We start from the raw sequence: 13641 nt of genomic DNA on the forward strand, positions 1-13641 counted from the left end.
ATCCGCAGAGATCCGCCGCCCCGCAGGGCAGGGCGGCGGATCGCGGAGGTCAGTCGAGGTAGTCGCGCAGCACCTGCGAGCGCGACGGATGCCGCAGCTTGGACATCGTCTTGGACTCGATCTGCCGGATCCGCTCTCGCGTGACGCCGTAGACCTTGCCGATCTCGTCCAGCGTCTTGGGCTGCCCGTCGGTCAGGCCGAAGCGCATCGAGACCACGCCGGCCTCGCGCTCGGACAGGGTGTCCAGCACCGAGTGCAGCTGCTCCTGCAGAAGCGTGAAGCTCACCGCGTCCGCGGGCACGACCGCCTCGGAGTCCTCGATCAGGTCACCGAACTCGCTGTCGCCGTCCTCGCCCAGCGGGGTGTGCAGGGAGATCGGCTCGCGGCCGTACTTCTGGACCTCGATGACCTTCTCGGGGGTCATGTCGAGTTCCTTGGCCAGCTCCTCCGGAGTGGGCTCGCGACCCAGGTCCTGGAGCATCTGGCGCTGCACCCTGGCCAGCTTGTTGATGACCTCGACCATGTGCACCGGGATACGGATGGTGCGGGCCTGGTCGGCCATCGCGCGGGTGATCGCCTGCCGGATCCACCAGGTGGCGTACGTGGAGAACTTGAAGCCCTTGGTGTAGTCGAACTTCTCGACCGCACGGATCAGGCCCAGGTTGCCCTCCTGGATCAGGTCCAGGAAGAGCATGCCGCGGCCGGTGTAGCGCTTGGCCAGCGAGACGACCAGCCGGAGGTTGGCCTCCAGCAGGTGGTTCTTGGCCCAGCGCCCGTCCTCGGCGATGATCTCCAGTTCGCGCTTGAGCTTGGGGGCGAGCTTGTCGGCCGCCGCCAGCTTGTCCTCCGCGAAGAGGCCCGCCTCGATGCGCTTGGCCAGCTCCACCTCCTGCTCGGCGTTGAGCAGCGGGACCTTGCCGATCTGCTTGAGGTAGTCCTTGACCGGGTCGGCGGTGGCGCCGGCGACCGCGACCTGCTGCGCGGGCGCGTCGTCCTCGTCGTCGTCGGAGAGCACGAAGCTCTCGGACTCCGTCTTCTCGGCCTCGTCCTCGCCGGCCTTGCCGGGAGCGGCGTCCTCGATACCCTCTTCTGCCTCGACCGCCTCGTCCTCGCCGGCGGACTTCTTGGACGCCACCTTCTTCGCGGGGGCCTTCTTGGCGACCGTCTTCTTCGCGGCGACCTTCTTCGCGGGCGCCTTCTTGGCTGCTGGGTTTTCCGCCTCCACCGATGGCTCCACCGTGGTCTCGGCCTCGGCCACCGCCTCGGAAGCGGGGGCCTTGGGCGCTACGGTCTTCTTGGCAGGGGCCGCCTTGGTGGCGACCGTCTTGGTGGCAGTACGTTTCGCCGGGCTCTTGGCTGCGACGCTCTTACGGGTGCGCTTGGGCGCCTCAGCGGCACTCACCATCAGCGTCACACCCTCCTCGTCGAGGACCTGGTTGAGGCTGCGCAGAACGTTCTTCCACTGGGTTGCCGGAATCTGGTCCGCTTCGAACGCCCGACGCACGTCGTCGCCTGCGATCTGCCCCTGGGCCTTACCCTGCTCGATGAGCGCCATCAGAGACTCGGACTCGGCGATCTCGGACGGGAGCGTACGGGATGTGCTGGCCGACACGAACAACCTCTCGGAACGATGGGAACGACTCGGTGGAACCGCAGAGCGACTCAGCGTCAAGATCGACGCCGAATATTCCTCGTACGGCCGCCACCTCTTAAGTCATCGCACTGCCTCGCCTGGCGTTACGCCCAGCTTACGTGGCCCGAGTCACACCCCAAATTGTGCAGATCAGCGGCAAAGTCGGACATGTGACACGCGCGGGCCGCCGCAGGCCCCGGCTGGGGGGCGGGTCCGCGGCGGCCGGGCGGGGCGGTCAGTGCTCGCGGGGGGCGGGGACGACATGGTCGGCGGGAGCGGCCGCCTGCTCGGAAGGGACGGCGAGCAGCTGGCGCATCGCCGCCTCCGCGGTGCCGCCGTCACCCTCGGCGAGGGCGTCGACGATGCGGTGGTGCAGCCCCACCGAGGTGTCGCCCGGCCGCTCGCAGCCGGTGACCGGGCCACCGGAGACGTGCAGCGCGGACGACACGATCCCGGACAGGTGCTCCAGCATGCGGTTGCCCGCGACCTGCAGCAGCAGGGTGTGGAATTCCACGTCGGCGCGCGTGAAGGTGAGCGCGTCGCCCTGGGCCGCGGCGTGGGCCATGATCTCGGCCATGTCGGCCAGCCGCTGCTGGACGTCCTCGCGGCCGTGGCCGGCCGCGAGTCTGGCGGCGAGCGGTTCGATGGTCCAGCGCAGCTCGAGCAGCTCGCGGCGCTGCTCGTCGCGCTGCGGCCCGAAGGCGCGCCATTCGATGATGTCGGGGTCGAGCAGGTTCCAGTCGCTGACCGGCCGGACCCGGGTGCCGACGTTGGGCCGGGCGCTGACCAGGCCCTTGGCCTCAAGGACCCGCAGGGACTCGCGCACCACGGTGCGGGAGACCTCGAACCGCTGGCCGATCTCCTCCGGCACCAGCGGGCGGTCGGCGCCGAGATCGCCGGAGACGATCATCTGTCCGAGCTGCTGGACGAGTTGGCCGTGCAGTCCGCGGCCGCGGCTGCCGCCCGCACGGCGGCCCACGCGGCCCATGTCCGGGTCCATACCGTCCCAGGAGCCGAGTCCTGGGCGGTCGCCGCCGGGGGCGTCGGCATACGAGTAGCGGTCCAGCTCGCCCGGGCCGGCCATGCCGGAGTCGGCGGATCGAGCCGCGGTCATCATGGTGTGCGCAAGGGTACTCACGCATCCTTTGTCGGCGATGCCGATGCGAGCCTTGAGGGCTTTGCTGAAAAGCACACGAAAGGGTGAGCGCTCATCACCTGATAATTGACGTTTTATGGGGACGAATCATCCCTCTTCACCCTCGATCCTGACAGCTCCCCCGGAACGGACGGGAGTTGACCTGCGGCCACGCCTGCGACCGCGCAATGCGCCTGCCACATAGGCGATGACCAGGCCGGACAGCGACAACGCCATTGCCACGAAGAGTGGTTGGGCGGCCGATCGCAGCGCGGCGAGAGCCGCACGGTCGTCGGCTCGCGACGCCCCGCTGAGCAGCGACCACAACGCGCCGCCCGCGTCGAGGAACTGGCGCCCCGCACTCCCACCGAGCAACGCCCGTACGCCTGGTGCGACCAGCAGGGGGACCGACAGCACCGCGGACAGCCCGAGCGCCGTCGTGCGGAACGCGCACGCCGCGAGCACCCCGGTCCACGCGCACCCGACAGCCAGCGCGGCCCAGCCCGCCGTGGTGGCCGACAGCGCCATCGGGTCCGGGGCGCGGCCCGGGCCGAGGGCGACCCGCAGCGCGGCGGAGTTCAGCAGCGCCGCCAGCGCGGCCAGCCCCAGCGCGAGGGCGCCGCTCACCGCGAGCTTGGCGGCCAGCAGCCGCGCGGCCCGGGGCTCCGGACCGAAGCCGGGCGTCAGCGCGGGGTAGGCGAACTCCTGCCCGTAGGACAGCGCGCCCAGCGCTCCCGCGCCGACCGCGGCGGCGGGCAGCGGAAGGGCCGCCGGCCAGCCGGACAGCAGGCGCAGCGGCGAGGCGTGGGCGGCACCGCCGCGCGCCAGCAGCAGCGCGCAGAGGACGGAGGCGGCCAGTGCGGCTGCCGCCGGCAGCCAGGGGGTGCGCACGCCGAAGCAGCGGCGCAGCTCGTAGCGCACCGGGTGCAGTGGCCGGTGCTGCGTGCGATGCGGGGAGGGCCGGTTCCTGGGGGTTGGGGACGGCTGGCGGTCGGCGTCCTCCGGGGCCTGGACAGCGTCCTGGGCTGCGTCTGCGGCCGTCTCGTCGGCCAGCTGGTGCAGCAGGATGCCGTGTCGGTAGGCGACCTCGCCGACGGCCGCCGCCGTGGCGCCGTAGACCGCGATACGGCTGCCGCCGGCCGCGACCACCTCGGCGCCGTCCTCGGCGAGCAGCCCGGCCAGCCGCTGGGCGTACGGGGAGCGTACGGCCACGTGCGGGCGCAGCCGGGTGCCGGCGAAGACCGCGGCCGTCTGGTCGGCGACGATCCGCCCGTCCGCCAGCGCGACCACCCGGTCGGCGGTCCTGGCCAGCGCCCCGGCGTCCCGGCCGGTCAGCAGGACGGCGCCGCCGGCGGACGCGTGGCGGCGCACGAGCGCGTGCATCCAGGCGGCTTCGCGCGGCGGCAGGTCGCGTACCGGGTCGTCCAGGACGAGCGCGTGCGGATCGGGCAGCAGCGCCACTGCGAAGGCCAGCCTGCGGTCCATGCCGAGCGAGTACGTGCCGAGCCGCCGGTCGGCCACCTCAGCGAGGCCGACGGATTCGAGCAGGTCGTCGGCGCGTGCGACGCGCAGGCCATGGGCGGCGCAGAGCATCCGCAGGTGGCTGCGTGCCGTCCTGCCCGGATGCCCGGGGACATCGCCGAGCACGGCGCCCACGGCCCGGGCAGGTCCCGCCAGTTCGTGCAGCGGGCGGCCGTCGACGAGCGTGGCGCCTCTGCCGGACTGGAGGCCGAGCAGCAGGCGGACGACGGTGGACTTGCCCGACCCGGCCGGGCCGAGCAGGCCGGTGACTTCGCCCGGGCGGATGTCGAAGGTGAGGTCGGCGACAGCGGGCGGAGCGCCGCGGCGGGGCTTGCTGGTCAATCCGATGGCCTGGATCACCCCAGCACCATAACGCCGGAAATGGGGTAAATCGCCCCGCGAACTACACCTCGGGCCGGAGCATCGGCGGATTGAGCAGGGTGGCCCCTCCCGCCCTGAACAATTGTGCGGGACGACCGCCCTGACGTGTCGTCGTCCCCCCGGTGGGCACCAGGAAGCCCACCGTGCCGGTGACCTTGCGGTGGAAGTTGCGCGGGTCGAGCGCCACTCCCCACACCGCCTCGTAGACCCGGCGCAGCTCGCCCACGGTGAATTCGGGCGGGCAGAAGGCCGTGGCCAGGGACGAGTACTCGATCTTGGACCTCGCCCGCTCCACCCCGTCCGCCAGGATGCGCGCGTGGTCGAAGGCCAACGGCGCCGCTTCCGCGGGCTCCTGCCCGCCCTCGGCGAACAGCGTGCCGACCGGCGCCCAGCGCGCGCTGCGCGCGTCGCCGCCGGCCCGCGGAGCGGGCAGGTCGGGCGCCAGCACCAGATGGGCGACGCTCACCACCCGCATCCGCGGGTCGCGCTGCGGGTCCCCGTAGGTCGCGAGCTGTTCCAGGTGGGCGCCGCTCTGCGCGCGGAGCCCGGTCTCCTCGGCCAGCTCACGTGCCGCGGCCTGCGAGAGATCCTCGTCCGCCCGCACGAAACCGCCGGGTAGTGCCCATCTCCCCTGGTAGGGAGGCTCACCCCGGCGTACCGACAGCGCACACAGCGCGTGCTCCCGCACGGTCAGCACGACCAGGTCGACGGTGACGGCGAAGGGCGGAAAGGCCGACGGGTCGTAGGGCGACATGCCGCGATCTTAGTCGTCTGCCTGACGATAATCAGCAGGTTCGACACCTGCTCCGCGATCACCTCCTTCCGTCGTCCTGCCCGCGTCAGGCACCGAGCCGCGGCCCCGGCGCGGCCCCCTCCGCAATCGCCGTCCCCAGCCGGCCGACGCGCACCGCGAACGGCGCCCGGCGACCCGCATCCCGCTCAGCCGGACCGCCCCCACCGGTGCACGGGACAGCGGCCGCAGCGCGACGGCCCCGCCCGGCACGTCGGTCCGCACCCCGGCCGGGGCGGCCGGCAGATGGACCGGCCCGGCCGCCGCTGGCGCGGCGGGACGGCGGGCCAGCGGATGCAGGCAGGGCGCGACGCCGCCGGCCCCGCTGCTCCGCCGCGTAAATCTCGGGCAGCCGCAGGCCGAACGACGCGGCCGCGTCCGCGTCCAGCACTCCGGTCATCAGCGTGACCGCGGCCTCGTCAAGGCCTGCGGCCGCCGGCCCCGCCGCTGCCACGGCGGTCTCGTGGACCCGCACGGCGCCGCTCCTGTGCCCGAACGGGTCGAAGCCCCTGATCACCTCGTGGCCGGCGGGCGGGCTCGCTGTCCGCGCCCGCGTCCGGCCGCAGGGGGTTCGGCTGTCGCGCTGAGAGCTGCACTCGTGAGGAACGGCCTGCCGAGCGCGCAGGTCACGGGCCGTCTACGGTTCCTGAACGAACGACATTGCTCGTGCCGCACCCGGAACCCGCGCAGCCGCAGACAACAGGAAGAGGCAGCATGCCCGTCCACCGCCAGCCCGGCACCATCCTCACCGACCACCGCATCCAGGTGCCGCTCGACCACGCCGAACCCGACGGCGAGCAGATCGAGGTCTTCGCGCGGGAAGTGGTGGCGGTGAAGAAGGACTCCGACCGGCTGCCGTGGCTGCTCTTCCTCCAGGGCGGCCCCGGCAACCGCAGCCCGCGCCCGCTGGGCAGGGACGGCTGGCTGGCGCGTGCGCTGGACGACTACCGCGTGCTGCTGCTCGACCAGCGCGGCACCGGGCTGTCGACGCCCGCGAACCGCCGGACGCTGCCCGCCCGCGGCGACGCGGCCGCGCAGGCGGAATACCTCTCCCACTTCAGGGCCGACTCGATCGTGCGGGACTGCGAGGCCATCCGGCGCCGGCTGCTCGGCGAGGACAAGTCGTGGAGCGTGCTGGGCCAGAGCTTCGGCGGCTTCTGCGCCGTCAGCTACCTGTCCTTCGCGCCCGACGCCCTCGACGAGGTACTGATCACCGGCGGCCTGCCCGGGCTGCGGACGCCGGCGCAGGAGGTCTACCGCGCGGCCTACCCGCGCATCCAGCGGAAGAACGCGGCGCACTATGCCCGCTACCCCGACGACGTCGAAGCGGTCCGCGACATCGCCCGCCACCTGCGCGAGCGCCCCGCCGAACTGCCGGGCGGCGGTGTGCTGACCCCGCGCGCGTTCCAGGCACTCGGCCTGATGCTCGGCTCCGGCACCGGTTCGCACACCCTGCACTATCTGGTCGAGGACGCCTTCGTGACCGGGCCGGCCGGCCGCGTCCTGTCCGACTCCTTCCTCGCCGAGGTCCAGGGGCACCTCTCGTTCGCGGGCGGCCCCCTCTACGCGCTGCTGCACGAGGCGATCTACGGTCAGGTGTCGGTCTCCGCGCGGGGGACTCACTGGGCGGCCGAGACCGTGAGAGGCGAATTCCCCGCTTTCGACGCGGACGCCGCGCTGGACGGCGACGGACCGGTGCTCTTCACCGGGGAGACCATCCACCCGTGGATGTTCGAGACCGACCCTGCGCTTGCACCATTGCGCGAGACGGCCGACCTGCTGGCGCAGCGCGAGCAGTGGCCGGACCTTTACGACCCCGCCCGGCTGGCGCAGAACCGGGTGCCCGTCGCGGCCGCCGTGTACCACGACGACATGTACGTCGACACCGCGGACTCCCTGGAGACCGCGCGGGCGATCCGCGGTCTGCGGACCTGGGTCACCGACGAATACGAGCACGACGGCCTCCGGGCGAGCGGCGGCCAGGTCCTCGACCGGCTGGTCCAGCTGGTCCGCGGCGAACGGTAGCCGCCTCCAGGACCCTTCTGCGCCGGGCGCTCCGCAGGGAGTGCCGCACCACGTCGGGGTCCAGGCCCTGGGCGACGGCGTGCTGCAGCAGGCGGGCGAAGGTGCAGTGCGGTTCGAGGTCCAGCGCCCTGCACAGGGCGACGCGCGCCTCCGCCTCGTCGCCCAGGCACCAGGCCACCCAGCCGGTCAGGGCGAGCAGCGCCGCCGCGTGCTCCGCGTACGGCCCCGCGCAGCGCCTGGCCAGCGCTCGCCACAGCCGGATCGCGGCCCCGGCCCTGACCGGGTCCGCCCACTCCACGACGCGGTCGCGGGCCGCGTGGTCCTGAAGGCCGAGGATCATCTCGGCCGCGTCCTTGTGGTCGAGCAGCGCGTCGTCCCTCCTGTCGGACGACACCGGGTCGTTGACCGACGGTGCGGAGAGGAAGTCCTCCAGTGCGCCGCGGGCGAGTTCGACCGTGCGATCCGTGACCGAGACGCTCGCGCTGCGGTCGAGCATGCGCGGCACCAGCCGGGCGCACGCCAGGTCGAGCGCTGTCTCGTGTTCGAGGGCCGGCGGCTCGACCGGCCGCAGCCGGGACTCCAGTTCGCGCAGCGACACCGGCATCGGCATCCCGGCGTAGGCGGACGTGGCGGCGATCACTGATCGGCCGGCCTCCGCCACCGGGGCACCCTCGTCGGGCTCCTCCACGGTGCTGTCGGAGCCGGGCCGGCAGTAGGACCACCATCGGCCCCCCGAGACGCACAGCGCCTCGATCACCGGGACGTCCATCTCACCGCAGGCGACCCGGAGTTGCTGGGCGAGCGGCCGCAGACGCTCCATCACCTGGGAGGGCCGCTCGCCCGCGCGCGGGTCCTGGCAGAGGAAGGCGACGATCGAGGACGGCCGGCTCCCGCGCCGCAGGCTCCCTGCCACCAGGAAGTCCGCAAGCTGCCGTGCGAGGCCCGGCCACTCCGCGACGTCCTGCGGCTCGTCGGGCAGCTCCACCCGCAGCCTGCCGCCGAAGCGCCCGTGCTCACCGTGCAGGGCGAGCAGGACGATCGAGTCGGTGGGGTGATAGCCCATCAGGAACGGCAGGGCCTGCGCGAGCTCTTCCGGGCTGCGCAGGACGACCTTCGTCTCCACGCCGGACGATGATGACTCTCCGTGCTGAATCTGGTTGCTCTGTGTCATGATTCGAGCTTGCCGCAGCCGGGGCGCTTCACGCCAGACCCCCTCAAAACCTGTGGATAACTCTGGCCCAGAGTTATCCACAGGCCGCGTAACGATGCCGAGCCTGCACTCCAGGCAGAACGGCGAATCCCCCGGCCTCCCACCCAAGCCCACCCGAACGGCCCACACTGCGTGACGGTATGGTGACACCCCGCCGACAGGCAGCCGCTGGCGTTCACGGGCGCCGACGAAGCGCAGGGCTTCGTCCCGGGCACCGGCGATGCGGTGGCCCGTATCGGTGCCGACAAGCCCGCCGCACCCGACCGGGTGGCGGGCGCTTCCAGCGGTGACTCCCGCCCCTGCTACCCGGCCAGGGCGAGGACGAGCGGGAGCACCTGAGCGGCCCCGGCCCGGCGCAGCAGGCGTGCGCCCACGGCGAGCGTCCAGCCGGAGTCGGTGTAGTCGTCGACGAGCAGGACCGGGCCGGGAGCGCCTGCCAGGGCGGCGGCGAGGTCGTCCGGCACAGTGAAGGACGCGGCCAGCGAGCGGAGCCGCTGGGCGGAGTTGCTGCGGTGCGCGGCATGGTCGTCGGCCTGCGGGGCGTAGCCGAGGCTGCCGAGCAGCGGGAGCCGGCCGACCCGGGCCAGGCCCTGGGCCAGCGAGGCGACCAGTTCGGGACGGCTGCGCGACGGCATGGCAACGACGCCCACCGGCCGGGCCATCGCGTCGGGGGTGCCGCTGGCCCATCCGCCCGGCGAGCGCGCCCAGTCGGCCACCACCGTCACCACGGCGGCCAGCACGTCGTCCGGCACCGGCCCGTCCGCGGCCTGCGCGGACAGCAGCGGGCGCAGCCGGTTGCCCCAGCCGATGTCCGACAGCCGGCCCAGCGCCCGCCCGGTGGCCGCCTGCTGGTCCTCGGGGATACGGCCCTTGACGTCGACTCCGACCGCGGGCATGCCGGAGGGCCACATGCGGCGCGGCTCGACCTCGGCCCCCGGGCGCTCCAGCTCCCCGGCGGCTCCCGACAGGGCCGCAGGCGAGACCGCGGGGTCGAGCCAGGAGCCTGCGCAGTTGTCGCAGCGACCGCACGGGGCCGCCTTCTCGTCGTCGAGCTGCCGCTGCAGGAACTCCATCCTGCACCCCGTGGTCGCCGCGTACTCCCGCATGGCCTGCTGTTCCGCCTCCCGCTGCCGGGCCACCCACGCGTACCGCTGCGCGTCGTACGCCCACGGCTGCCCTGTCGCGGTCCAGCCCCCCTTCACGCGAGTGACCGCCCCGTCCACGTCCAGCACCTTCAGCATGGTCTCCAGGCGCGAGCGCCGGAGGTCCACCAGCGGCTCGAGAGCGGGCAGCGACAGCGGGCGGCCCGCGTCCTCCAACGCCGCCAGCGTGCGCCGCACCTGCTCCTCGGGCGGGAAGCCCACCGAGGCGAAGTACGCCCAGATCGCCTGGTCCTCGCGGCCCGGCAGCAGCAGCACGTCCGCGTGGTCCACCCCGCGGCCCGCCCGGCCGACCTGCTGGTAGTAGGCGATCGGCGACGAGGGCGAGCCCATGTGGACGACGAAGCCCAGGTCCGGCTTGTCGAAGCCCATCCCCAGCGCGGAGGTCGCCACCAGCGCCTTCACCCGGTTCGCCAGCAGGTCCTCCTCCGCCTGCAGGCGGTCGGCGTTCTCCGTCTTCCCTGTGTAGGAGGCCACCGGATGACCGCGCTGGCGCAGGAACGCCGCGACCTCCTCGGCCGCCGCCACGGTCAAGGTGTAGATGATCCCGGAACCCGGCAGATCCCCCAGCCGCTCCCCCAGCCAGGCCAGCCGGTGCGCGGCGTCCGGCAGCTCCAGGACCCCCAGTCGCAGGCTCTTCCTGTCCAGAGGCCCCCGCAGCACCAGTGCCTCGTCACCGCCGGTGCCCAGCTGCTCCGCCACGTCCGCGGTCACCCGGGCGTTCGCGGTCGCCGTCGTGGCCAGTACCGGCACGCCCGCGGGCAGTTCGGCCAGCATCGTCCGCAGCCGCCGGTAGTCGGGCCGGAAGTCATGGCCCCAGTCGGAGATGCAGTGTGCCTCGTCGACGACCAGCAGACCGGTGGTGGCCGCGAGCCTCGGCAGCACCTGGTCGCGGAAGTCCACGGAATTGAGGCGTTCAGGACTTACCAGGAGAACGTCGGTCTCGCCGCGCTGCACCTCCCCGTAGATCGCCTCCCAGTCCTCCGGGTTGGCCGAGTTGATGGTGCGCGCCCGGATTCCGGCACGCGCAGCCGACTCGACCTGGTTGCGCATCAGCGCGAGCAACGGCGAGATGATCACCGTGGGCCCGGCGCCGCGCCGCCGCAGGAGGGCGGTGGCCACGAAGTACACCGCCGACTTGCCCCACCCGGTGCGCTGCACCACCAGCGCCCGCCGGTGCTCCTCCACCAGCGCCGACACCGCCTGCCACTGGTCCTCCCGCAGCCGCGCCGAGCCTCCGGGGTCGCCGACGAGCCCGGCGAGGATGGCATCGGCTTCTGCACGGAGTTCCAGGTTGTCCATGCCCCCATGCAACCCGATGGCACGGACAATCAGCCAATCCGCCGCGTCGGGCAGGGCCGCCGGCGCGTACGGGCACTGCACGCAGCGGTCGTGCCGCCGCCGCAATCGGTTGAAGTCGTGAAGGCGGCAGCGTCACCCGTGCTGCTCGCCGGAGATTTCCCGGACAGCGGCCGGACGCCGGCTGTCACGGCCGGCCTGCGGCGCAGAGCCCGCGGTCACAACGGCGTTCCCGCTGGTCCTGGCGGTATGGAGGCGAGAGACCCGCCAGCGCCGCGGCGGCCGGGATCTATCCGACGGACGGGACTATTCCGGTCGCCGACGCCAATTGCCCGTTGCCGCAGGGCAATACGCGGGGAAGAATTGGACGCGGATCCCCGAACGGCTCTTCGAGCCCCTTGACCGGCGCACGCCCGCGGCCGGTCCACGGGTGCATCCGTGAAGGGAGGACCGTGACCATCGGCTTCGTTCCGGGGACGTCCTCCGCCCTTCCCTCACTCGCGTCACGCACGCTGGAGCCGGCCGAGTGGGCCGACATCGGCGTCCCGCTGCTCGCGAGTCCGCGGGAAGTGGTCAAGGACCTGCACGCCAGACATCTGCCGTCGCCGTCGACCGCGGTGGTCGCGGTCTACGACCCGGACGGGCGGATCAGGGCCAGCGCCTCGTTCGCCGGTCGCAGCGGTGTCGTGGACGGCTGGGAGCGCCGCAATGCGCTGCTGTCCCACCTGCGCCGCGTCATTCCGCACGACCTGCGCCTGCGCAGACCCGTCCGCACCGCGGTGCTGATGATCTGCCGCGACGGGGCGCCGGGGTGGACCCCGGAGGACGGCGCGTGGATGTGGGGGCTGCGCGACGCCTGCACGCTGCACGGGCTGCGCTGCGGCTCCTACGTGACGCTGACCGCCGACGGCTGGCACGTCATCGGTGAGAACCGCGCCGGGCGGACACCGAATGCGACCTCCTGGTCGCGTGCCCGCAGCGACCCGCCGCCGGTCGCCAAAGGCACACCGCAGACACTGCGGCACGTCTCCTCGCGCTGAGCCGCACCGGGCGGGACGACCCGCCCGGTGCGCGGACGCTCAGGCGCTGGCGCCGAGCAGGCTGTTGACACGGGCCGGCTCGCCACACACGATCAGCAGCAGTCCGGCCCTGGCCAGCGCGGTGGCCAGCGCCCGCGGCAGCGTGTCGTCGCTGCCGCCGTTGAGCGCCACGACCACCACCGGGCGGCCGGCGGCACGCGGAGCGGCGATGTCGGCGTAGAACACGTCGTCGCCGGCGTCGTGCTGCGCCCAGTAGGACGCCTCGCCGAAGCTCAACTCGTGGACGGCCCACGGGTGCTGCTCGCCGGTGGTGAGCACCAGGATCTCTCCGGGCACGCGACCGGTGTCGAGCAGCAGGTCGACGGCCTCCTCGGCCGCGTCGAGCGCACCGTCGGCCGGGGCGGGGATGAGCTGGATCTGTGCGGCTTCCCGGGTGGCCGGGCGCTGCTGGGGCACCGCTGCGGCAGGGGCCGGCTGGGTCGCAGCCGCGGGACCGGCACTACCGGTCGGGCGGCCGCTTCCCACAGGGCCGGAGCCGACGGTGGCGACTACCCTCGGCGGTGCCGGCCGCGGCGCGGCGGGCCGGGGCGGGCCTGGGACAGGACGGGGGGTCGACGCACTCCGGCCGCTGGTCGGAGCAGTGCGAGGACCCGGGACGCTCTCGTGAATCTGAGGCTCCTCGGGGGTGAGAGGCATGAGTTGATGTCTATCAAATGCGCACCGAATGCGCAGCGGCGGGTGGGTGCTGGATCAGAAATCGAAACCGAGTTGTTCCCCTGAGTCGTCCGGGTTGCGCACCTTCTTCAGGTGCTGCCAGCGCGGCATGGAGTCCAGGTACGACCACGACATCCGGTGCAGCGGCGTCGGCCCCAGCTCCTCAAGTGCCGAGCGGTGGACCGGCGAGGGATAACCGGCGTTGTCGGCGAACGCGAACGGGGCGTATTCCACGCCGAGTTCGGCCATCTCGCCGTCGCGCCGCACCTTGGCGATGACGGAGGCGGCGGCGACCGACACGCACGACTGGTCGCCCTTGATCACCGTCCTGACCTGCCACGGCCCGCCGCCGGCCAGATAGTTGTGCTTGCCGTCGAGTATGACCGCCTGGGGCGGCTCGGGCAGTCCTTCGAGGGCGCGGAGCGCAGCGAGCCGCAGGGCGGCCGTCATGCCGAGCGCGTCGATCTCCTCGGGGGACGCCTGGCCGAGCGCGTAGGAGGTGACCCAGCCGGTGAGCACCGCGGCCAGCCGAGTACGGCGCTTGGGAGTGATCAATTTGGAGTCGGTCAGGCCGTCCGGCGGGCGGCGCAGGCCCGTGACGGCGGCGCAGACGGTGACCGGCCCCGCCCAGGCGCCGCGGCCCACCTCGTCGATGCCAGCGACGGTCTTCACGCCGAGCGTGGCACGCATGGAGCGCTCGACGCTGTGTGTGGGTGGTGGGTAGGCCATGGCG

Annotated in this window: 10 protein-coding genes; 2 read left to right on the plus strand and 8 right to left on the minus strand. The window is 73.0% G+C overall.

Translation table 11 applies throughout. From position 1 onward, the window contains the following. Positions 1-49: 49 nt before the first annotated feature. The 4 genes from NFU81_RS10700 to NFU81_RS10715 all read right to left on the minus strand — a co-directional run bounded on the left by NFU81_RS10700 (position 50) and on the right by NFU81_RS10715 (position 5424). Positions 50-1612, minus strand: coding sequence for an RNA polymerase sigma factor (locus NFU81_RS10700; RefSeq protein WP_251488014.1), 1563 nt, complete (start codon positions 1610-1612; stop codon positions 50-52). A 256-nt stretch (positions 1613-1868) separates the two neighbouring features. Beyond that, positions 1869-2771, minus strand: a complete 903-nt coding sequence (locus NFU81_RS10705; protein WP_251488017.1) for a FadR/GntR family transcriptional regulator — start codon at positions 2769-2771, stop codon at positions 1869-1871. Positions 2772-2876: 105 nt separating this feature from the next. After that, entirely contained in the window at positions 2877-4649 is a 1773-nt protein-coding gene (locus NFU81_RS10710) for an ATP-binding cassette domain-containing protein (protein ID WP_251488021.1), read from the minus strand. 43 nt (positions 4650-4692) lie between these two features. Further along, positions 4693-5424: an NUDIX hydrolase gene (locus NFU81_RS10715; protein ID WP_251488025.1), complete on the minus strand. Its 732-nt coding sequence runs from the start codon at positions 5422-5424 to the stop codon at positions 4693-4695. Positions 5425-6174: 750 nt separating this feature from the next. Here NFU81_RS10715 and NFU81_RS10725 point away from each other — a divergent pair. Further along, a complete protein-coding gene (locus NFU81_RS10725; RefSeq protein WP_251488028.1) occupies positions 6175-7485 on the plus strand; it encodes an alpha/beta fold hydrolase in 1311 nt (436 codons plus the stop codon). Here NFU81_RS10725 and NFU81_RS10730 read toward each other — a convergent pair. Continuing rightward, the gene (locus NFU81_RS10730; RefSeq protein WP_251488031.1) at positions 7397-8608 is read right to left on the minus strand and encodes a DUF4192 domain-containing protein; all 1212 of its coding nucleotides are present in this window, start codon (positions 8606-8608) and stop codon (positions 7397-7399) included. The genes NFU81_RS10725 and NFU81_RS10730 overlap by 89 nt on opposite strands. Positions 8609-8997: 389 nt before the next feature. Next, complete coding sequence (locus NFU81_RS10735; protein ID WP_251488034.1) at positions 8998-11157, minus strand: RecQ family ATP-dependent DNA helicase; 2160 nt, start codon at positions 11155-11157, stop codon at positions 8998-9000. 449 nt (positions 11158-11606) lie between these two features. Between NFU81_RS10735 and NFU81_RS10740 the strand changes: the two genes are divergently transcribed. Further along, complete coding sequence (locus NFU81_RS10740) at positions 11607-12194, plus strand: hypothetical protein (RefSeq protein ID WP_251488036.1); 588 nt, start codon at positions 11607-11609, stop codon at positions 12192-12194. Between the two features lie 39 nt (positions 12195-12233). On the opposite strand, the gene NFU81_RS10745 is transcribed toward NFU81_RS10740, so the two are convergent. Both NFU81_RS10745 and NFU81_RS10750 read right to left on the minus strand, forming a co-directional pair. Then, positions 12234-12890 carry a hypothetical protein gene (locus NFU81_RS10745; RefSeq protein WP_251488038.1) on the minus strand — a complete coding sequence of 219 codons (657 nt, stop codon included), beginning with the start codon at positions 12888-12890 and terminating at the stop codon, positions 12234-12236. Positions 12891-12944: 54 nt separating this feature from the next. Beyond that, positions 12945-13637 (minus strand): ribonuclease HII, encoded by a 693-nt coding sequence (locus tag NFU81_RS10750; protein WP_251488040.1) that lies wholly within the window; start codon positions 13635-13637, stop codon positions 12945-12947. Positions 13638-13641 lie beyond the last annotated feature (4 nt).

Source organism: Actinacidiphila cocklensis (assembly GCF_907177275.1).
GTDB classification, from domain to species: domain Bacteria; phylum Actinomycetota; class Actinomycetes; order Streptomycetales; family Streptomycetaceae; genus Actinacidiphila; species Actinacidiphila cocklensis.